This is a genomic window from Streptomyces odontotermitis, from assembly GCF_050510915.1.
Taxonomy (GTDB): Bacteria; Actinomycetota; Actinomycetes; order Streptomycetales; family Streptomycetaceae; genus Streptomyces.
On sequence record NZ_JBNJLS010000013.1, the window covers coordinates 166,234 to 186,272 of the forward strand.

Annotated in this window: 18 protein-coding genes; 12 read left to right on the plus strand and 6 right to left on the minus strand. The window is 70.9% G+C overall.

Translation table 11 applies throughout. The annotated features are described in order from the left end of the window. Positions 1-29 precede the first annotated feature (29 nt). The 11 genes from ACQB60_RS30510 (at position 30) to ACQB60_RS30560 (ending at position 8,673) form a co-directional block, all read left to right on the plus strand. A complete protein-coding gene (locus ACQB60_RS30510) occupies positions 30-1,082 on the plus strand; it encodes a Rossmann-like and DUF2520 domain-containing protein (protein ID WP_496929320.1) in 1,053 nt (350 codons plus the stop codon). Next, entirely contained in the window at positions 1,079-2,092 is a 1,014-nt protein-coding gene (gene panC / locus ACQB60_RS30515; protein ID WP_496929321.1) for a pantoate--beta-alanine ligase, read from the plus strand. The genes ACQB60_RS30510 and panC overlap by 4 nt, the downstream gene beginning before the upstream one ends. Continuing rightward, positions 2,089-3,792, plus strand: coding sequence for an L-aspartate oxidase (locus tag ACQB60_RS30520; protein ID WP_496929322.1), 1,704 nt, complete (start codon positions 2,089-2,091; stop codon positions 3,790-3,792). The genes panC and ACQB60_RS30520 overlap by 4 nt, the downstream gene beginning before the upstream one ends. Continuing rightward, a complete protein-coding gene (gene nadC / locus ACQB60_RS30525; protein ID WP_496929323.1) occupies positions 3,789-4,805 on the plus strand; it encodes a carboxylating nicotinate-nucleotide diphosphorylase in 1,017 nt (338 codons plus the stop codon). Before ACQB60_RS30520 ends, nadC begins: the two co-directional genes overlap by 4 nt. Continuing rightward, positions 4,805-5,611 carry a type III pantothenate kinase gene (locus ACQB60_RS30530; protein WP_384835159.1) on the plus strand — a complete coding sequence of 269 codons (807 nt, stop codon included), beginning with the start codon at positions 4,805-4,807 and terminating at the stop codon, positions 5,609-5,611. Before nadC ends, ACQB60_RS30530 begins: the two co-directional genes overlap by 1 nt. Positions 5,612-5,703: 92 nt before the next feature. Beyond that, positions 5,704-6,135 carry an LAVTG motif-containing sortase-dependent surface protein gene (locus ACQB60_RS30535; protein ID WP_496929324.1) on the plus strand — a complete coding sequence of 144 codons (432 nt, stop codon included), beginning with the start codon at positions 5,704-5,706 and terminating at the stop codon, positions 6,133-6,135. A gap of 95 nt (positions 6,136-6,230) precedes the next feature. After that, a complete protein-coding gene (locus ACQB60_RS30540; protein ID WP_496929367.1) occupies positions 6,231-6,833 on the plus strand; it encodes a hypothetical protein in 603 nt (200 codons plus the stop codon). Between the two features lie 13 nt (positions 6,834-6,846). Then, complete coding sequence (locus ACQB60_RS30545) at positions 6,847-7,026, plus strand: hypothetical protein (RefSeq protein WP_384835168.1); 180 nt, start codon at positions 6,847-6,849, stop codon at positions 7,024-7,026. 137 nt (positions 7,027-7,163) lie between these two features. Further along, positions 7,164-7,562 carry a BlaI/MecI/CopY family transcriptional regulator gene (locus ACQB60_RS30550; RefSeq protein WP_496929325.1) on the plus strand — a complete coding sequence of 133 codons (399 nt, stop codon included), beginning with the start codon at positions 7,164-7,166 and terminating at the stop codon, positions 7,560-7,562. Between the two features lie 9 nt (positions 7,563-7,571). Continuing rightward, positions 7,572-8,105, plus strand: coding sequence for an amino-acid N-acetyltransferase (locus tag ACQB60_RS30555; protein ID WP_384835175.1), 534 nt, complete (start codon positions 7,572-7,574; stop codon positions 8,103-8,105). Positions 8,106-8,337: 232 nt separating this feature from the next. After that, on the plus strand, positions 8,338-8,673 hold the full coding sequence (locus tag ACQB60_RS30560; RefSeq protein ID WP_384835178.1) for a histone-like nucleoid-structuring protein Lsr2: 336 nt from the start codon (positions 8,338-8,340) through the stop codon (positions 8,671-8,673). On the opposite strand, the gene ACQB60_RS30565 is transcribed toward ACQB60_RS30560, so the two are convergent. Continuing rightward, positions 8,652-9,257 (minus strand): SCO3374 family protein, encoded by a 606-nt coding sequence (locus ACQB60_RS30565; RefSeq protein ID WP_496929326.1) that lies wholly within the window; start codon positions 9,255-9,257, stop codon positions 8,652-8,654. The genes ACQB60_RS30560 and ACQB60_RS30565 overlap by 22 nt on opposite strands. Before the next feature lie 430 nt (positions 9,258-9,687). Between ACQB60_RS30565 and ACQB60_RS30570 the strand changes: the two genes are divergently transcribed. Continuing rightward, complete coding sequence (locus tag ACQB60_RS30570) at positions 9,688-12,216, plus strand: ATP-dependent Clp protease ATP-binding subunit (protein WP_496929327.1); 2,529 nt, start codon at positions 9,688-9,690, stop codon at positions 12,214-12,216. A gap of 86 nt (positions 12,217-12,302) precedes the next feature. On the opposite strand, the gene ACQB60_RS30575 is transcribed toward ACQB60_RS30570, so the two are convergent. From ACQB60_RS30575 to ACQB60_RS30595, 5 genes are read right to left on the minus strand one after another with little or no spacing between them, the layout of a single operon-like run. Next, a complete protein-coding gene (locus ACQB60_RS30575) occupies positions 12,303-14,870 on the minus strand; it encodes an NACHT domain-containing protein (RefSeq protein ID WP_496929328.1) in 2,568 nt (855 codons plus the stop codon). A gap of 60 nt (positions 14,871-14,930) precedes the next feature. Then, a complete protein-coding gene (locus tag ACQB60_RS30580; protein WP_496929329.1) occupies positions 14,931-17,510 on the minus strand; it encodes an NACHT domain-containing protein in 2,580 nt (859 codons plus the stop codon). Positions 17,511-17,524: 14 nt separating this feature from the next. Continuing rightward, positions 17,525-18,658, minus strand: a complete 1,134-nt coding sequence (locus tag ACQB60_RS30585; RefSeq protein WP_496929330.1) for a PDDEXK nuclease domain-containing protein — start codon at positions 18,656-18,658, stop codon at positions 17,525-17,527. Positions 18,659-18,704: 46 nt separating this feature from the next. After that, on the minus strand, positions 18,705-18,905 hold the full coding sequence (locus ACQB60_RS30590) for a DUF397 domain-containing protein (protein WP_496929331.1): 201 nt from the start codon (positions 18,903-18,905) through the stop codon (positions 18,705-18,707). After that, positions 18,902-19,804, minus strand: a complete 903-nt coding sequence (locus ACQB60_RS30595) for a helix-turn-helix domain-containing protein (RefSeq protein WP_496929332.1) — start codon at positions 19,802-19,804, stop codon at positions 18,902-18,904. Before ACQB60_RS30595 ends, ACQB60_RS30590 begins: the two co-directional genes overlap by 4 nt. Positions 19,805-20,039 lie beyond the last annotated feature (235 nt).

Genomic DNA, 20,039 nt, shown 5'->3' on the forward strand with positions numbered 1-20,039 from the left:
GAGCGGACTGGAACGGAAGGCGTCAGCACGTGAACGCACCTCAGCAACCGGCCCCCGGGGACCGCCCAGGCCCCCGGCAGCACCCCGATCCGAGGGACCGTCCGGCCCGGCTCACCGTCGGCGTCGTGGGCGCGGGCCGCGTCGGCCCCGCGCTCGCCGCGTCCCTGGAGCTCGCGGGGCACCGCACCGTGGCCGTCTCCGGCGTCTCGGACGCCTCGGTCCGCCGGGCCGCCACGATGCTGCCCGACGTCCCGCTGGTCCCGCCCGCCGAGGTCCTCCAGCGCGCCGACCTGGTGCTCCTGACGGTGCCTGACGACGCGCTGCCCGGCCTCGTGGAGGGCCTCGCCGAGACCGGCGCCGTCCGCCCGGGCCAGCTCCTCGTGCACACCTCGGGGCGGTACGGCACGAAGGTCCTGGACCCCGCGCTGCGAGCCGGGGCGCTGCCGCTCGCGCTGCACCCCGCCATGACCTTCACCGGCACGCCCGTGGACGTCCAGCGGCTCGCGGGCTGCTCCTTCGGCGTGACCGCGCCCGAGGAGCTGCGGCTCGCGGCCGAGGCGCTCGTCATCGAGATGGGCGGCGAGCCCGAGTGGATCCAGGAGGAGGCCAGGCCGCTCTACCACGCGGCGCTCGCGCTCGGCGCGAACCACCTGGTCACGCTGGTCGCCGAGTCCATGGAGCTGCTGCGGGACGCGGGCGTCCAGGCCCCCGACCGCATGCTCGGCCCGCTGCTCGGCGCCGCGCTCGACAACGCCCTGCGCTCGGGCGACGCGGCGCTCACCGGACCGGTCGCGCGCGGGGACGCGGGCACCGTGGCGGCCCACGTCGCGGAGCTGCGCAAGCACGCGCCGCAGACGGTGGCCGGATATCTGGCGATGGCCCGCGCCACCGCGGACCGCGCGCTCGCCCACGGCCTGCTCAAGCCGGAGCTCGCCGAGGACCTCCTCGGGGTCCTCGCGGGCAGCGTGGGCGGCGGCACGGGCCCGCGCGGGGGGACGGGAACGGACGGGACCGGCACCGAAGGACCGGGCACGGACGGACCGGGCACGGACGGACCGGGCACGGACGGGGGAGACCGATGACCGCACTGCTGCACACCGCCGACGAGCTGCGCACCCGCGCGCGGGGCGACGGCCGCCGCGTCGTCGTGATGACCATGGGCGCCCTGCACGAGGGCCACGCCACGCTGATCCGCACCGCGCGCCGCATGGCGGGCCCCGAGGGAGCGGGCGGCGAAGTCGTCGTGTCGGTCTTCGTGAACCCGCTCCAGTTCGACGAGAGCGCCGACCTCGACCGCTACCCGCGCACCCTGGAGGCCGACGTGAAGACGGCCGAACAGGCGGGCGCGGACGTCGTGTTCGCGCCCTCCGCGGAGGAGGTCTACCCCGGAGGCGAGCCCCAGGTCCGCATCAGCGCGGGCCCCATGGGCGCCCGGCTCGAAGGGGCCGCACGCCCGGGCCACTTCGACGGGATGCTCACCGTCGTCGCCAAGCTGCTCCACCTCACCCGCCCCGACGTCGCCCTGTTCGGCCAGAAGGACGCCCAGCAGCTCGCCCTCATCCGCCGCATGGCGGCCGACCTGAACTTCGACGTGGAGATCGTCGGCGTGCCCACGGTCCGCGAGCCCGACGGCCTGGCGCTCTCCAGCCGGAACCGCTTCCTGTCGCCCGCCGAGCGCCGCACCGCCCTCGCCCTGTCCCACGCCCTGTTCGCGGGCCGCGACCGGCACGCGGCCGAGGAGGCCCTCCGCGCGCGGGCCGCCGAGGCACCCGCCACGCACGCGCGTGCCGCGGCCCTCGGTGCCCTGGGCGAGTCCCGCGCGGCGGCCGACGCGCACGCGGTGGCCCAGTCCGCCCCGCGCACCTCGCCCGGCGGCCCCGCTGCCGTCCGCGCCGCCGCCCGGCTGGTCCTGGACGAGGCCGCCCGCAGCCAGCCACCGCTGGAGCTGGACTACTTGGCGCTCGTCGACCCGGCCGACTTCACGGAGGCCGGGCCCGACCACACCGGCGAGGCGGTCCTCGCCGTCGCGGCCCGGGTCGGCGCCACCCGCCTCATCGACAACATCCCGCTGACGTTCGGAGCCCGAGTATGAGTGCCACCGGAATACGGCTGCACGCCCCCGCACCAGGCTGGTCCCTCGCCGCCGACGTCGTGGTCGTCGGCTCGGGAGTGGCCGGACTGACCGCGGCGCTGCGCTGCTCGGCGGCCGGCCTGAAGACCGTCGTCGTCACCAAGGCCCGCCTGGACGACGGCTCCACGCGCTGGGCCCAGGGCGGCATCGCGGCGGCGCTCGGCGAGGGCGACACCCCCGAACAGCACCTGGACGACACGCTCGTGGCGGGCGTGGACCTCTGCGACGAGGAGGCCGTGCGCACCCTCGTCACCGAGGGCCCCGGCGCGCTGCGCCGCCTCATCGAGGCCGGCGCCCACTTCGACAAGGACTCCGAAGGCGGCATCGAGCTCGCCCGTGAGGGCGGCCACCACCGCCGCCGCATCGCGCACGCGGGCGGCGACGCGACCGGCGCCGAGGTCTCCCGGGCCCTCGTCGAAGCGGTCCGCGCGCGCGGCGTACCGACGATCGAGAATGCCCTGGTCCTGGACCTGTTGACGGACGCCGACGGCCACACGGCCGGGGTCTCCCTGCACGTCATGGGCGAGGGCCAGCACGACGGCGTCGGCGCGGTGCACGCCCCCGCGGTGGTGCTCGCCACGGGCGGCATGGGCCAGGTCTTCTCGGTGACGACCAACCCCTCGGTGTCGACCGGTGACGGCGTCGCGCTCGCCCTGCGCGCGGGCGCCGAGGTGAGCGACCTCGAATTCGTGCAGTTCCACCCGACGGCGCTCTTCCTCGGCGCGGACGCGGAGGGCCAGCTGCCGCTGGTCTCCGAGGCGGTACGGGGCGAGGGCGCCCACCTCGTCGACGCGGACGGGGTCCGCTTCATGGTGGGCCAGCACGAGCTCGCGGAGCTCGCCCCGCGCGACATCGTCACCAAGGGCATCACGCGGCGCATGCAGGAACAGGGCGCCGAGCACATGTACTTGGACACCCGGCACTTCGGCGCCGCCATGTGGGAGAACCGCTTCCCCACGATCCTCGCCACCTGCCGCGCCCACGGCATCGACCCGGTCACGGACCTCATCCCGATCGTCCCGGCCGCGCACTACGCCTCCGGCGGCGTCCGCACCGACCCGCGGGGCCGCACCACGGTCGCGGGCCTGTACGCCTGCGGCGAGGTCGCCTGCACCGGCGTCCACGGCGCCAACCGCCTCGCCTCCAACTCCCTTCTGGAGGGCCTGGTCTACGCGGAGCGGATCGCGGCGGACATCGTCGAGAGCCACCGTGAGAACACCCTCCACGCGCGCGTGCCCACGGAAACCGTCGCCATGGAGACGCCGGTCCACCCCCTGCTGCCCCCGGAGTCCCGCTTCGCCATCCAGCGGATCATGACCGAGGGCGCCGGAGTGCTCCGCTCCGCCGAGTCCCTGACCCAGGCGGCCGCCCAGCTCGCCCGCATCCACGCCGAAGCGGCCGGCTCCCTCGACGAGGAGGGCAAGACCGCCGAGCCCGGCGTCGACACCTGGGAGGCCACCAACCTCCTGTGCGTGGCCCGGGTCCTGGTGGCCGCCGCGCTGCGCCGCGAGGAGACCCGGGGCTGCCACTGGCGTGAAGACCACCCCGAGCGGGACGACGACACCTGGCGGCGCCATATCGTCGTACGCCTGAATCCCAACAGGACCCAGGCCGCGTACACCACCGAGACCGCCCGATTCCCCCGCACCCAGGAGAAGTGACCGTGAGCAGCACCCCCGACGAGCTCCCTCTCGCCCCGACCGGCGGCGGCTGCGGCGACGCCTGCGGCTGTGGCGCCGGATCCGACGCCGAGGCCCTCGGCATGGAGGAGTGCGGCCTCGACCCCGCCCTCGCGCAGGCCCTCGCCGAGGCGGGGCTCGACCCCCTCCAGGTGGAGGACCTCGCCCATCTCGCGATCGCCGAGGACCTGGAGTTCTCGCCGGAGAACGTGGACGTGACGACGGTCGCCACGATCCCCGAAGACGCCGTCGCCACCGGCGACTTCACCGCGCGCGTGGCGGGCACCGTCGCGGGCCTGCGGGTCGCCGAGGCGGTCCTCTCCGTGGTCTGCGCGGAGGAGTTCGAGGTCGAGCGGCACGTCGAGGACGGCGACCGGGTCGAGGCGGGCCAGCCGCTCCTGAGCGTCACCACCCGCACCCGCGACCTGCTCACCGCCGAGCGCAGCGCCCTCAACCTCCTGTGCCGCCTCTCCGGCATCGCGACGGCCACGCGCGCGTGGGCGGACGCCCTGGAGGGCACGAAGACGAAGGTCCGCGACACCCGCAAGACCACGCCGGGCCTGCGCTCCCTGGAGAAGTTCGCGGTCCGCTGCGGCGGCGGCGTCAACCACCGCATGTCGCTCTCGGACGCGGCCCTCGTCAAGGACAACCACGTGGTGGCCGCGGGCGGCGTCGCCCAGGCGTTCAAGGCCGTACGGGAGCTCTTCCCCGAGCTCGCGATCGAGGTCGAGGTCGACACGCTGCACCAGCTCCGCGAAGTCGTGGACGCGGGCGCCGACTTGATCCTCCTGGACAACTTCACGCCGGGGGAGACCGAGGAGGCCGTCGCCATCGTCGACGGCCGCGCGCTCCTGGAGTCCTCGGGCCGCCTGACGCTGGAGAACGCGCGCGCGTACGCGGACACCGGTGTCGACTACCTCGCGGTCGGCGCCCTCACCCACTCGTCGCCGATCCTCGACATCGGCCTCGACCTGCGGGAAGCGGTGCGGGACTGATGCTGCTGACCATCGACGTGGGAAACACCCACACAGTGCTGGGCCTCTTCGACGGCGAGGACATCGTCGAGCACTGGCGCATCTCCACGGACGCCCGCCGCACCGCCGACGAACTCGCCGTCCTGCTCAACGGGTTGATGGGCATGCACCCGCTGCTCGGCGAGGAGCTCGGCGACGGCATCGACGGCATCGCGATCTGCTCGACCGTCCCCTCGGTCCTGCACGAGCTGCGCGAGGTCACCCGCCGCTACTACGGAGACGTGCCCGCCGTCCTCGTGGAGCCCGGCATCAAGACCGGCGTACCGATCCTCATGGACAACCCCAAGGAGGTCGGCGCCGACCGCATCATCAACGCGGTCGCGGCGGTCGAGCTCTACGGGGGACCGGCCATCGTCGTCGACTTCGGTACGGCGACGACGTTCGACGCGGTCTCCGCGCGCGGGGAGTACGCGGGCGGCGTCATCGCCCCCGGCATCGAGATCTCCGTGGAGGCCCTCGGCGTGCGCGGCGCCCAGCTCCGCAAGATCGAGCTGGCCCGGCCGCGCAGCGTCATCGGCAAGAACACCGTGGAGGCCATGCAGGCGGGCATCCTGTACGGCTTCGCGGGCCAGGTCGACGGCGTCGTGCACCGCATGGCGCGCGAACTGGCGGGCGCGGGCGGCGACCCGGACGACGTGACGGTCATCGCCACCGGCGGCCTCGCCCCGATGGTCCTCGGCGAGGCGTCCGTGATCGACGAGCACGAGCCCTGGCTGACGCTGATCGGCCTGCGCCTGGTCTACGAGCGGAACGTCTCGCGCAGCTGACGCACCGTCAAGAAGTCGCGCACAACCATCCCGGCCCTGCAAGAGTCTGCGCAGGGACGGGAATTGGGGCGGTGTCTGATGGGCGTGGCTGGGTGACGAAGACGAAGACCAGGGCGAGACGTACGAGGCGCTGGGCCGCGGCGGCGACGACCGCGGCCGCGCTGACCGCGCTGGCGGGCCAGGCGGCCGCCGCACCCGCCGTCGGCGGACCACCCCAAGTCCGCCCGGACACCGCCCACTTCACGTCGTACGACACCCCAGGTACCCCAGGTGCCCCAGGCACTCCCGGTACCCCAGGCGCCCCCGGCACTCCCGGCGCCACCGCGACGGTGACCGTCACGGAGAGCCCGGCCCCCACCCGCCCGCCGGAGCCCGCGCGCCCGGACGGCGCGCCGCACACCACCAAGGACGCCCCGCTGGCCGACACCGGCGCCGGACTCCTCGTCTGGATCGCGGTCCTCGCGGCGGCGGCACTCGGCGTCGGCGCCGTCGCGTTCGCGCTCTCCCGTCGCCGCCCCGACTGACGCCCGGGCCACGCCAGAAATTGGCGTTAAGAGGATTTTGTCCGATTGGCGCGTAATCTCGGCCCATGCCCACGCCATACGGATCACGCGGAGGCATGGCCTTCGGCGCGGAGGAGCTGCGTGTGCTCCGCCGGGCTCTGGCCCTCGCCCTGCACCCCAGTACTGCTTCCGACGCGGACGTCCAGGACTGCCTCCGCCTCGCCGGCTCGGTCGACGAGGCGGTACGCGAGGCGGCCCGGCTCCGCGCCTTCCTGACGGCCGACCTGGCCCGCTACCGGGCGGCCCTGCCCGGCACCGCGGCCGGCTATCTCACGCTCCTGGAGGAGGTGCTCGGCTCGGGGTACCAGCCGGGCGCCGACGACCTCGCGGCGTTGCGCGCCCTGCGCGGCAACCCCGTGGCGGCCGCCCTCCTCGACCGCTGCCGGATCCTCGCCGAACAGGCCGTGCGCGCCCGCCTCGCGGGCCGCTGCGTCCCCGCGGCGGCGCCCGCCCCGGCCCCGGTGCCCGCGTCGCGCACCCGCCTGCTCGCCCTGCCCGGCGGCCGCGGCGCCGACGACCCCCGCCCCAAGCCGCCCGCCGAGCGCCCCGCCCCCACGCCCGAGCACCCCCGCCCCGTCCCCACCCCGGCCGAGGTCTTCCCTCCCAAGCGCCGCCCCGCCCCGCCCGAGGACCCGGCGCAGCACCTCGAGGCGGGCTAGCTACTCTGGGGGCATGGACTACGTCTCCGCGCTCGTACCCCCCGTAGTGATGGCTGTGTTCTTCATCGGTCTCATCGTGACGATCGTGAAGACCCAGGGCGGCGCCAACAAGGCCAAGGAGGACGCGGCCGTGGACGCCGCCGTCGCCCGCGCCGAAGCCGTCCGGCAGACCCCGAACACCGGCGGCGCCTGACCGGGCGCACGCCCCCGACGCTCACTCAGGGCGCACGACTCGCTCGCATTCCGAGTCGTGCGCCCTTTTTGTTGCGGAAATGGCAGGTATGCCACGTCCAGCACGGCATTAGTGACATCTCCCACTATTGTTCTGCTGTGCCTCGTCCATTGGGAGAACTCGAAGACGCAGTCATGACACGGGTGTGGAAGTGGAACCGCCCCGTGACCGTTCGAGAAGTCCTGGAAGACCTTCAGCAGGAACGGTCCATCGCCTACACCACGGTCATGACCGTTTTGGACAATCTCCACCAGAAGGGCTGGGTGCGCCGTGAAGCGGAAGGGCGGGCCTATCGATATGAGGCCGTCTCCACGCGTGCCGCGTACGCGGCCGCACTGATGAACGAAGCCTGGTCCCAGAGCGACAACCCCGCCGCCGCACTCGTCGCCTTCTTCGGCATGATGTCGCCGGAACAACGAGAAGCGCTCAGCGACGCGATGCGCATCGTGCAAGGACCGGAGAACCCCGGGGCAACGGAGCGGCCCCCGGGGCGATAGCGTCCGTCCATGCCAGCAGAGCCAGCCGAACTCAGCGCGAAAGCGGTTACCGTACGCCGGGCCCGGGCCTCCGATGTTCCGGCCGTGCGCCAGCTCCTCGACTCGTACGCCCGTGAGGGCATCCTGCTCGACAAAGCGACCGTGACGCTTTACGAGTCGATCCAGGAGTTCTGGGTCGCAGAACGCGACGACAACGGGGAGGTCGTCGGCTGCGGCGCCCTTCACGTCATGTGGGAAGACCTAGCGGAAGTGCGCACACTCGCGGTGAGCCCTGTGGTCAAGGGCGCCGGAGTGGGGCACCAGATCCTCGGGAAGTTGCTGCAGACAGCACGTTGGCTCGGTGTCCGACGCCTTTTCTGCCTCACCTTCGAAGTCGAGTTCTTCGCCAAGCACGGCTTCGTGGAGATCGGCGAGGCCCCGGTCGACAGAGATGTCTACAGCGAGCTCCTGCGTTCCTATGACGAGGGTGTCGCGGAGTTCCTCGGCCTCGAACGAGTGAAACCGAACACCTTGGGCAACAGCCGGATGCTTCTGCATCTGTGATCGTCGCGGAGCTATTCCGAGCAGTCCCCTTGCCCCGGTCGCCTATGTCCGAAACGCGCATGTTTCCAGGCCGCTCGGGGCTGTGGGTCTCTCCCAGGGGTTTGTGTTTTTCCAGCAAAAGCGGTTTGCTTTCCGACGTACTGCAGTACTGCATATAACAGGGGACGGCGATTCAGCGGCTCAGCTCACGCCGCGTGGACCGGCCCAGAAGTTATCGATGAAAGGAAATCCGGTGGCACAGAAGGTTCAGGTCCTTCTTGTCGATGACCTCGACGGTGGCGAGGCGGACGAGACCGTGACGTTTGCGCTGGACGGTAAGTCGTACGAGATCGACCTCACCACTGCGAACGCGGACAAGCTCCGTGGCCTCCTCGAGCCGTACCTCAAGGGTGGTCGTCGTACCGGAGGGCGTGCCAGTGGCCGCGGCAAGGGCCGTACGCCCGCCGCGAGCGGCAACCAGGACACCGCGGCGATCCGCGCCTGGGCGAAGGACAACGGTTTCGAGGTCAACGACCGCGGCCGGGTGCCCGCGTCGATCCGCGAGGCCTACGAGAAGGCCAACGGCTGACGGCACATTCGCCGCAGTCGGACCCGGTGGCACTGCGTTGCCGCCGTGTCCACGAGCCGTACCAGACCGGAGCCCGCGGTGCCGCCGCCGGGGAGCGGGCCCTGGCCGTCGGGGGACGCCAGGGAAGGCAGCGCCGGAAGCGTCGGCTCCACCTCACATCCCGGTTCGGGGGGTCGCAGCCAGACAGCGGCCCCCTGTACGTCTGTGAGGCCCGGGTGGCCGCCTGCCAGCTCCGGGGGCAGCGGGGCCTCGATCGTCCCGCCCGCGCCGATCGCGCTGAGATCGAGGGGCAGTCCGCCCCACTCCAGCCAGTCGAGCAGCCCCGGCAGTTCGTCCGCCCCGCCCGCGGCCACCAGGATGCGCATCACCCCGCCCTGCACCGCCACCGGCGCCTTCGGCCCGAGGTGGTGGAGCACCGCGCGGCCCGCCTCCACGGGCAGCTCCAGGACGTCGAAGCGCAGCCCCGTGCGCAGCCGCACCGGGGTGCCCGGAGCGGTCGCCCAGCCGAGCTCGTGCTCGTACCACCGCCGGACCGGATCGTTCCGGTCGAGCGGGGGCCGGGGGTGGGGCACCGTGGGGACCATGTCCGGAGCAACACCCCAAGCCCCCCAAGGGTTACGCCGGGTCGCCACTCGGATACGGTGAGTGTCCGAATTGGGGGCGTGCGAGGTGGTTCGGCGGCGCAAGGGTGTTCGCCCGTAGCGGAGGGAACCGGGGTGCGCCGCATGGAGTGTCAGTCCTTACGGGTAAGACATCCCTTGTGGGGAGGGGCGACACGCTCGCGAAGCAGCCGCACGTTCGCCATCGGCGTAGTGGCGGAGTGGGTAACTGCTTGGCCTGCGGGAACATCGTCTCGCACCATCAGGTTGGAGCAGATGTCGGCGTTCGGGGCAGGAGGCCAAGGACGGGTGTCGGCAGTTGGAATGAGCGGTCCCCGCTTGCGGGACTAAGCTGCGGAAGGACAGGGAGGGGACCGACCCCTTACTGCCTGACCGCTCTGAGGAGCGATTAACGATGTTCGAGAGGTTCACCGACCGCGCGCGGCGGGTTGTCGTCCTGGCTCAGGAAGAAGCCCGGATGCTCAACCACAACTACATCGGCACCGAGCACATCCTCCTGGGCTTGATCCATGAGGGCGAGGGTGTCGCCGCTAAGGCCCTGGAGAGCCTCGGGATTTCGCTCGAGGCGGTCCGCCAGCAGGTGGAGGAGATCATCGGTCAGGGCCAGCAGGCCCCGTCCGGCCACATCCCCTTCACCCCCCGTGCCAAGAAGGTCCTGGAGCTCTCGCTCCGCGAGGCCCTTCAGCTGGGCCACAACTACATCGGCACGGAGCACATCCTGCTCGGCCTGATCCGCGAGGGCGAGGGCGTCGCCGCCCAGGTCCTGGTCAAGCTGGGCGCCGATCTCAACCGGGTGCGGCAGCAGGTCATCCAGCTGCTCTCCGGCTACCAGGGCAAGGAGACCGCCACCGCCGGCGGTCCTGCCGAGGGCACGCCCTCCACGTCCCTGGTGCTCGACCAGTTCGGCCGGAACCTCACCCAGGCCGCTCGTGAGTCCAAGCTCGACCCGGTCATCGGGCGCGAGAAGGAGATCGAGCGGGTCATGCAGGTGCTGTCCCGCCGTACCAAGAACAACCCGGTCCTGATCGGTGAGCCCGGCGTCGGCAAGACCGCCGTCGTCGAGGGTCTCGCCCAGGCCATCGTCAAGGGCGAGGTGCCCGAGACCCTCAAGGACAAGCACCTCTACACCCTGGACCTCGGCGCGCTGGTCGCCGGCTCCCGCTACCGCGGTGACTTCGAAGAGCGCCTGAAGAAGGTGCTCAAGGAGATCCGCACCCGCGGCGACATCATCCTGTTCATCGACGAGCTCCACACCCTCGTGGGTGCGGGTGCCGCCGAGGGCGCGATCGACGCCGCGAGCATCCTGAAGCCGATGCTCGCCCGCGGTGAGCTGCAGACCATCGGTGCGACCACGCTCGACGAGTACCGCAAGCACCTGGAGAAGGACGCCGCGCTCGAGCGCCGCTTCCAGCCCATCCAGGTCGCGGAGCCGTCGCTGCCGCACACCATCGAGATCCTGAAGGGCCTTCGCGACCGGTACGAGGCGCACCACCGTGTGTCCATCACCGACGAGGCCCTCGTCCAGGCCGCGACCCTGGCCGACCGGTACATCTCGGACCGCTTCCTGCCGGACAAGGCGATCGACCTGATCGACGAGGCCGGTTCCCGGATGCGCATCCGCCGGATGACCGCGCCGCCGGACCTCCGCGAGTTCGACGAGAAGATCGCGGGTGTCCGCCGCGACAAGGAGTCCGCGATCGACTCGCAGGACTTCGAGAAGGCCGCTTCCCTGCGCGACAAGGAGAAGCAGCTCCTGGCCGCCAAGGCCAAGCGCGAGAAGGAGTGGAAGGCCGGCGACATGGACGTCGTCGCCGAGGTCGACGGCGAGCTGATCGCCGAGGTCCTCGCGACCGCCACCGGCATTCCGGTCTTCAAGCTCACCGAGGAGGAGTCCTCCCGCCTGCTGCGCATGGAGGACGAGCTGCACAAGCGCGTCATCGGCCAGAAGGACGCCGTCAAGGCGCTCTCGAAGGCGATCCGGCGTACGCGTGCGGGCCTCAAGGACCCGAAGCGCCCCGGTGGTTCGTTCATCTTCGCCGGTCCGTCCGGTGTCGGTAAGACCGAACTCTCCAAGGCGCTCGCCGAGTTCCTCTTCGGCGACGAGGACGCGCTGATCTCCCTCGACATGTCGGAGTTCAGCGAGAAGCACACGGTTTCGCGTCTCTTCGGTTCGCCCCCCGGTTACGTGGGTTACGAAGAGGGCGGCCAGCTCACCGAGAAGGTGCGGCGCAAGCCGTTCTCGGTGGTTCTCTTCGACGAGGTCGAAAAGGCCCACCCGGATATCTTCAACTCGCTCCTGCAGATCCTGGAGGACGGTCGCCTGACCGACTCCCAGGGCCGCGTCGTGGACTTCAAGAACACGGTCATCATCATGACGACCAACCTTGGAACCCGTGACATCTCGAAGGGCTTCAACCTGGGCTTCGCGGCTCAGGGCGACACGAAGTCCAACTACGAGCGCATGAAGAACAAGGTGTCGGACGAGCTCAAGCAGCACTTCCGCCCCGAATTCCTCAACCGCGTCGACGACGTCGTGGTCTTCCCGCAGCTCAGCCAGGACGACATCCTCCAGATCGTCGACCTGATGATCGGCAAGGTGGACGAGCGCCTGAAGGACCGGGACATGGGCATCGAGCTCTCCCAGTCCGCGAAGGAGCTCCTCTCCAAGAAGGGTTACGACCCGGTGCTCGGCGCGCGGCCGCTGCGTCGCACGATCCAGCGCGAGGTCGAGGACACCCTCTCGGAGAAGATCCTCTTCGGCGAGCTGCGCCCCGGCCACATCGTGGTCGTCGACACGGAGGGCGAGGGTGAGAACCAGACCTTCACCTTCCGCGGCGAGGAGAAGACGGCGCTGCCGGACGTCCCGCCGATCGAGCAGGCGACGGGCGGCGGAGCCGGACCGAACCTGAGCAAGGAGGCATAGCCTCCGGGCGCGACCGCGCCCGCATGCTTGAAGGGGCTGCCCCGGACCGTTTCCCACGGTCCGGGGCAGCCCCTTTCTTCAGGGGATTACGCCGTGATCGTGATTCCCTCCGGGACATTCCGCACCCGCGGCAGCCGTGGGTTCACGCGCAGCACCCGCAGGTTCGGGAATTGCGCCAGCCACGCCATGTCGGGGTCCACGGGCCCCGCGTTGAGCCAGAGGTGGGTGAGGCTCTCGCGCTCCAGGCCCTCACGGAGTTCCTCGGTCTCCATGACGCCGACCAGCTCGACCCGGGGCCGCCCGCCCAGGCTCCGCAGCGCCGCGAGCTCGGCCGTGTCGGAGACCGGGAAGTACAGGCCCTTCGGGTCCAGGTGGGCGATGATCTCGCGGGCGTACCGCTCCGTGTCGAAGCGGCGCCAGGAGCGGGCCAGTTCGTTGCGGACGCTGAGGGAGGAGCGGTCGCGCAGCCGGGCCAGGTAGTCGATGGCGGCGTCGTCCTCGACGCGGGTCGCGGTGATGGCGAGCAGCAGCGCCTGCGCGTCGTCGGGGACCTGCTCGGGGTCGGGGAGCTGCTCCAGGACGATCGGGCCGACCCAGCCGAGGCCCCGGGCGGCCAGCTCCGTCGTCGGGCGCAGAAGGTGCTTCGTGCGCTCGTGGACGAGGTCCCGTACCGCCGGGTCGAGCTCCGTGACGTGCTCCAGGCAGGCGACGGCCATCAGACGGCGGTGGTTGACCTGCGGGCGGCGCAGCTTGGGGGCGGCGGACAGGAGCCGCTCCAGGAACTCGGCGCACTCCTCGGGGCGCGCGTGGGCGGCGGCCATGCGGATGACCTCCTCCCAGGCGGGCTTGTGGGCGTGGTCGACGAGGGAGAGCAGCCGGCCGCGGGCCACCAGCTCCTTCGCGGCCAGGTAGTCCTGGAAGGTGCGGTGCGTGAAGTCGACGGAGACGTCCGCCTGTTCGCGCAGCAGGCCGGTGCGGTGCAGGAGATGGCTGAAGATCTTCTCGCCGTCGCCCTGGGCGCGTGCGGAGGGGATCGCGGGCAGCGCCCCGTCGAGGATCGCCACGACCCGCTCGCGCGGCAGCTCCGAGACGCCCTCGTCCAGCATCGCCTGCGCGAGCTTGCGCAACAGGAGCTCCCGCGGGCCCTGTTGGAGGTGCACGTCGTCCGCGTACAGGACGTCGCGCTCCGGGTCGCGGCGCTGCAGGAGCATCTCCAGGGCCGCGTCGTAGAGCTCCTTGCGGCCCTTGGGCAGGGAGCCGGAGCGGTCCCGGTTCAGGGCGCAGATCAGGCCGCACATCAGCGGGTTGGTGGCGAGCTGGCGGAGCTCGCGGTAGAGCCGTACCGAGTGCAGGAGGCGCTGCTCGTACTCCTTCAGCTCGTCCCGGTCGCGCTGTTCGCGGCAGTGGTCGTCGCTGCGGGCCGCCGTGTGCCAGTCGCGGACGAAGCGGGTGACCTGGTCGCGGGACATGGGGGCGAGGGACAGCTCCGCGAAGCCCTCGTCCGCGAGGCGCTCCTCGGCGAGCCAGCCGTCCGCGACGGCGGAGGGCCGCGAGGTGACCAGACAGCCCGTGCCGGAGTAGATGCGCAGCAGACGGCGGAGCTGGTCGCGCAGGGCGCCCCTGGTTTCCTCCGGAGCCTCGTCGATGCCGTCGACGAGGAGGAGGGCGCGGCCCGACAGCAGAGTGCGCACGACCCAGCCCTCCGGGGCCCGGTCGGCCAGCGGGTGGCGCACGGCCTTCAGGAAGTCGTCGGGGGCCGGGAACCCCTCGCGGGCGAACCGGCGTACCGGCAGGACGAACGGGACGCGGGCGCCCGCGCGGGCGGTGGCCACCGCGAGCCACTGCACCAGCGTCGTCTTGCCGGAGCCCGCGACGCCGCGCAGCATGACCCGCTCGTGCCCCTCCAGGGCCCGGTCGGCGAGGAGTACGGTGCGCTGCTCGCCCGCGACGCCGCTGCCGCTGGACTCCTCGGCCTCCAGGCTGAGGTAGGTGTCCTCCAGGGGCCAGCGGTCCGGCGCGTTGGCGAAGTCGACGCCGACGATGCGCAGCCAGCCGTGCTGCCGCACGACCTCTTCGGCGTACGCGGCTTCGAACTCGACGTCCTCGCGCGGGCGTTCGGGCTGGCGGGCGGCGGCCTCGGTGTCGTTGAGGTCCACGAGCTGACGGATCCGGCTGGAGCGCTCCGGGAGGTGGCGCTGGATGTACGGGGAGTGGCGCACGAGGTGGTGCAGGACGTGCAGGCAGACGGCGACGAGCAGTTCGTCGTGGAACCAGGCGGCGTCCGGCGTCAGCGCCCGGTCTGCGCCCTGGACGGCGCCCCGCAGCCGGCGCGCGTAGTCCTGCGGGCCGAGCCGCACCGCGTCGGCGTCCGTGAGGTCGAGCTCTCCGGCGGCGAGCAGCGTCCGCGTCAACACCTGTGCAACGGCTTCGAGTTCGGCCGTCGGGGCGGAGTGGGTCTCGGCGGCCAGCTGGATCAGCTCCCCCGCGATGCGGTGCACGTCATCCGGGCCGGCCGGGGCGTGCGGGCCGCGCCAGGTGGTGCGGGCGGCGATGAGCTCGGGGGCCGTCGGGGGGTCGGGCGGGACCCGGAAGAGCCGTTGGATCAGGGGCGCTGCGCTGGTGGAGGGGATGCGGACGACGGGCTCCATGGGCATGGGGGCGTCCTGGGATCGGTGGTGGGCTCACGTAGTCAGGGGCAAGTAGTCAAGGGTAGGTCAACTCCCTTGGGCAGGCAGGGTGATGACGGTGATTCCGGCCGGTACCCGGGCGTCGGCGGCGACCCAGGACGGGGACAGGTCCACCTCCACGTAGATCTCTTGGAGGTTCGGGAAGGCCGTGAGCCAGGCGAGCTTCTCGACCGGGTCGGGTGCCTCGACCCTGAGGTGGGTGAGCAGGTCCGCGACGATGAGCTCGGTGAGGTCTTCCACCCGGTAGGCGCCCTTGACACGGATGTTCCGCCAGCCGCCGATGGCGCGGAGGGTCTCCAGGTCCTCGCGGCCGTGGACGATGACCGGGTGTTGTCGGGGCAGATGGGCGAGGATGTCCTGGGCGTAGCGCTCCCGGTCGAAGCGGCCCCAGGCCCCGGCCAGGGTCCGCTGGACCTTGGCGCCCGGGTGGCCCCGGAAGGCGACGAGGAAGTCCAGGGCGCTCTCGGTGGCGAGCCGGGCCGCGGCCTCGACCACGCGGTAGGCCGTGGTCCCGCTGTCGATGTCCTCGGGGCCCGGCAGCAGACCGAGGATCAAATCACCGCCTGCTTCGGCCAGTTGGTCGGCCTCCATGAGGGAGCGCGGCGGAATCAGCGACCCCACGCCCTCCTCCACCAGGGCCCGTACGTCCGGTGCCACCTCCGCCGCGTACGGCAGCCCGGCGGCGGCCAGAAGCTTGCCCCGGAACGTGCCCGTCTCCACGAGTCGGCGCAGCATAAACTCGGCCTCCCGGGGCCGCCCGTGGGCGACGGCAAGCAGAATGACGTCCTCCCACTCGGGCTTGTCGGCGTTGTTCAGGAGCAGGTCGAAGTCCAGCTCCTGCACGGCGAGCCGCGCCCCCAGATAGTCCTGGAAGGTCCGGTGCAGGAAGTCCACGCGCCCCTCGGCGGGTTCGCGCAGCAGCCCGGACCGCAGCATCAGCGCGTCGTACACGTCCTCGGGGGTGCCGCCCAGGCCCATCGAGGGCGTCGCCTGCCCGATGATGTGCAGCGCCTCCGAACGGTCCAGCTCCGCCCGGCTGTTGCGGATCAGCCACCAGGCCAGCTTCTGGATGAGCTGGATCTGGGTCGCGTACGGAAGGGCCGCCTCCCTGCGGTGGACCTCCCGCTCGACGTCCCGGCGTTCGAGGAGCATCGTCAGGGCGGCCTCGTACAGGCGCTTGCGGCCCTGGGGCAGGAAGCCGCGCCGGTCGTGGTGGAGGGCACAGAGCATGCCGCACATCAGGGGGTTGGTGGCGAGGCGGCCGAGTTCGTCGGAGATCCGCACGGAGCGCAGCATGGCCGCCCCCACGGACTCGTCGGCCCCGGCGGCGCGGTGCCACCGCCGGATGAAGGTGGCGATGCCGTCGCGGGTCATCGGGGCGAGCGTGACCTCGGCGAAGCCGGTGGCGTCCAGCCAGTTCTCGGGCACGGCCGAGGGCCGGGACGCGACCAGCCACAGGTTGCCGGGGAAGGTCTCGGCCAGCTCGCGCAGCCACCGCCTGGCGGACTCGCGGCGCTCCTCGGAGATCTCGTCGATCCCGTCGACGAGGAGGATGCCGCGCCGGGCGCGCAGGACCCGCTCCACCCAGCCGGGCGGCTGTTCCCCGGCGATCGGGCAGCTGACGGCCCGTAAGAAGTCTCCGGGGATGGGGAGTTCGGATGCGGGGCGCACGATCCGCCGCATCGGGAGCACGAACGGCACGCGCCCGATGAGATGGGTCAGCCCGTGCTCATACGTCCGGTCCGCCGCCTTCACCGCGAGCCACTGGATGAGTGTGGTCTTGCCGGACCCGGCGACGCCGCGCAGCAGTACCTGCTCCTGCATGGCGAGGATCCGCTCGGCGGCCACCGGGGCCCCGTCCTCGCCACCGTCCCCGAACCGCCCCCGCTCGGCCTCCAGGCTCAGATACGCGGTGTCCAGCGGCCACTCGCTGGTCCCGGCGTAGATGTCGAGCCCGTAGATGGTGAGAGTGCCGTGCCGCTGGGTGATGTGCTCGGCGTACCGCGCCTCGAACGCGGCGTCCTCGGCGGACTGCGACGGCAGGCGTTCCAGGAGTACGTCAACTGCCTTGATCAGACGGCCGAGTTGCTGGGTCTGCCGGGTCTGCTGGCGGGCTATGTACGTGGAGCGCTGCGTGAAGAAGTTCAGGATGTGGAGGGCGGCGGTGTGCAGAAGGCGCTCGTAGAAGAGCTCGCCGCTCTCACTGAGCCGGGAGGCGCTGATGAAGGCGCCGGACTGCTGCCGCAGCGTGCGCGCGAACTCCTCGGGGCCGAGCGCGACCGCCTCGTAGTCCTCGATGGTGAGGGTGCCGAGACCGGCGAGGGAGTGCGCGAGGGCGTTGCGGACGGAGAGGGCCTCGGAGGCGTCAACGGGGCGTTCGTGGGCGGGTGTTGAGGTGAATGCCCGGCGCACGAGCTCGTCGGCGATCTTCTGGACGTCCTTCGGCGTGACGCTGTTCTTCTCCCGCCGGAAGGAGACAAGGCCGGATATGCGTACGGGTTTGTCGACGAGGGCCGCGCCTGGCTGGTCCGTGACGAAGAGCTTCTTGATGAGGGGGGTGAGAGTGGAGGAGGCGAGGCGGGCACCGAGGGCTGCTGCATCGACCATGGGATGAGGGTAGGTCAACCGGCGTCTGCTGAACGGGTGTTGTGCGTCCCGGCCGGGCTCACGGAGTCGATGGCGTTCTGGACGACACGGGACAGGTCCTCTTCGGTGGGGATCAGTTCGCGCTCCGCTGGTGCGAGGGTGGAGTAGGAGGGGACAGCCATCGGGTTGTTGCTGGCGTCGAGGGCCAGCTGGACCGCGGCCCTGTTGTGGCGGGCGCCGATGAGGAAGCCGATGGTCGCGTCGTCGCGCTGCGGGTCGCGCACCATCTGGTCGACCACGCTCACATAGAAGTTGAGCTTCCCGACGTGCTCGGGGCGCACGTCCTTCGTCTTGAGCTCGAAGACGAAGTAGCGGTGCAGCCTGAGGTGGTAGAAGAGCAGGTCGATGCGGAACTCGTCGCCGCCGATCTCGACGGGGTACTGGCGGCCCACGAAGGCGAACCCGACGCCGAGTTCGGTGAGGAAGCGGATCATTCCGTCGACGATGGCCGTTTCGAGCTCGCGCTCGGCGTGGTGCGCGTCGAGTCCCAGGAAGTCGAGGCGGTACGGGTCCCGGGCGAGCTCTTTGAGAGCGTCGGAGCCGTCGGGGACGGTCGCGGCGAAGTTGTTGGCGGCGGCGCCCTGGGTGAGGTGCAGCTTCTGGTGGATGAAGCGGTCCAGGAGGGCGCGGGACCAGCCGTTGCGGACGGCTGCGGTGGCGTAGAAGTCCAGCTCGGGGCGGGTTTCGAGCTTGCTCATTAGGACGGTGATGTGGCCCCACGGCAATTGTGCAACGGCCTGTTGCACAATTGGCTCCGGCCAGGTGCGGGCCATCTGCTGCATGTACATCAGGTTGCGGCGCGAGAAGCCGCGCTGATTGGGGAAGGTCGCCTTCAGGTCCGCCGCGAGCCGCGCCACGACCTTGGTGCCCCAGCCCTCCTTCTCCTGGCGGGCCAGGATGAGCCGGCCGATCTGCCAGTACGTGTGGACCAGCTCTGTGTTGACGGCCCGCTGGGCGCGGATCCTCGCGCCGGTGACGGTTTCCTTGATCTCGGAGAGTAGGTCGCCGTACCAGGAGGGGAGGGCCGTCTGGGTGTTCTGCTGGGTGCTCGGCTCGGTGTTCTGCTGGGCGGGGATGGTCTTGGCCTCGGGCCTCGTGTTCTTGTTCACGGGGCTGAGATTTGCGTAAGAGGGATTTACAGGTGGGGAGTTGGTGTCATGTCATCCGAACGTGTGGGTGGGTGGCGAGGGTTCGTATGAGGGCGGCGAGGGCCTCGGGTGTGGTGGTGAGGATGGTGTTCGGGGTGTCGCTTTCGCGGAGGTGGATGGTGTCGGTGTCGGGGTTCGCTGCGACGTAGACGCAGTTGGCACCTCCACCTTCGCTGAAGGAAGACTTCTGCCAGGTGAGCTCGGTCATGAGTGGCCTCCGCTGTGCGTGTACAGGATGTGCTGAACGAGGCCCAGTGAGTCCCGTTCTTCGTGGCGGTCGGGTGCGACCTCGTTGTCGATGGGCGGCAGTGCACTGTGGACCAGGGCGTCCAGGGTCGCCTGGTATTGGGACACGGCCTCGGCGTCGTGCAGGGTCATCCCTGCGGCCGGGTGCTCGACGAAGACTGTCTCCAGGCCCGTGATGCCGGGATCGAGGAGGAGGAACGGGGCGCTTCGCCACGCCTGCGTTCCCTGGTCGAAGGGCAGGACCTGAATCGTCACCTGTGGGTTGGCGGCCATGCGGATCAGGTGTGCCAACTGGCCGCGCATGATCGGGGGGTTGCCTACGACCATGCGCAGTGCGGCCTCGTGAATGACGACGTGGAACTGGGGTGGATGCTCCCCGGCGAGGACGCGTTGGCGTGCGAGGCGGAAGCGTACGAGAGTGTCGATCTCTGTGGGGGTGGCATCCGGGCGTGCGTTCTGGAACAAGGTCCGCATGTACGGCTCGGTTTGCAGCAGCCCCGGTACCAGCAGTGTCTCGTAACTCGCGATGACAGTTGCGCGATCCTCCAGTTCTGCCAGATCGAGCATCTGCTGGGGCAGTGCCTTGCGGTACTCGGACCACCAGCCTTTGCCGCTGCTCTCCGACATGCGCACCAGCTCATTAATGTACGGCCCACTAGTAGCACCGTAGCGACTGACGAGCGCGCGGAGGCGTTCCGTGGACATCCCGGTCTTGGCCGCCTCGATGTGGGTCAGCTGCGGGCGCCCCATGTTGATGAGTGCCGCCGCCTCGATGAGGTTGAATCCGGCGTTCTCGCGCAGCTTTCTGAGCTCGATGCCAAGCCGTCGCTGTCGCTCGGTGATGTGCAGCCGCAGAGCCAAGGGTCGTCCTCCTGGGAGTTCGCGCTCAGTTTGCCGCTTTGGGGGCGAAGGATCCACCGATCGAGGCAAGTAGGTTGCACTAGTGGCCCGATGAAGTCTACGTTGAGTGTGGCGACGCTCACACAGCGATGTCGGAAGCCTCGCTGTCGACACAGCAGTACCGCCACGCCTGCCCGGCCCCTGCCCTGCCCGCAGAAGCGCACCGCCCGATCCAACTTCCCGTTCCGGACGAGGA

Excerpts from the sequence above, each read along its gene's own strand:
- ACQB60_RS30520 (WP_496929322.1), top strand. The coding sequence starts at position 2,089 with ATGAGTGCCACCGGAATACGGCTGCACGCCCCCGCACCAGGCTGGTCC.
- ACQB60_RS30590 (WP_496929331.1), bottom strand. The coding sequence starts at position 18,905 with ATGACCGAGCTCACCTGGCAGAAGTCTTCCTTCAGCGAAGGTGGAGGT.
- ACQB60_RS30570 (WP_496929327.1), top strand. The coding sequence starts at position 9,688 with ATGTTCGAGAGGTTCACCGACCGCGCGCGGCGGGTTGTCGTCCTGGCT.
- ACQB60_RS30540 (WP_496929367.1), top strand. The coding sequence starts at position 6,231 with ATGGCCTTCGGCGCGGAGGAGCTGCGTGTGCTCCGCCGGGCTCTGGCC.
- ACQB60_RS30580 (WP_496929329.1), bottom strand. The coding sequence starts at position 17,510 with ATGGTCGATGCAGCAGCCCTCGGTGCCCGCCTCGCCTCCTCCACTCTC.
- ACQB60_RS30565 (WP_496929326.1), bottom strand. The coding sequence starts at position 9,257 with ATGGTCCCCACGGTGCCCCACCCCCGGCCCCCGCTCGACCGGAACGAT.
- ACQB60_RS30530 (WP_384835159.1), top strand. The coding sequence starts at position 4,805 with ATGCTGCTGACCATCGACGTGGGAAACACCCACACAGTGCTGGGCCTC.
- ACQB60_RS30555 (WP_384835175.1), top strand. The coding sequence starts at position 7,572 with ATGCCAGCAGAGCCAGCCGAACTCAGCGCGAAAGCGGTTACCGTACGC.
- panC (WP_496929321.1), top strand. The coding sequence starts at position 1,079 with ATGACCGCACTGCTGCACACCGCCGACGAGCTGCGCACCCGCGCGCGG.
- ACQB60_RS30575 (WP_496929328.1), bottom strand. The coding sequence starts at position 14,870 with ATGCCCATGGAGCCCGTCGTCCGCATCCCCTCCACCAGCGCAGCGCCC.
- ACQB60_RS30545 (WP_384835168.1), top strand. The coding sequence starts at position 6,847 with ATGGACTACGTCTCCGCGCTCGTACCCCCCGTAGTGATGGCTGTGTTC.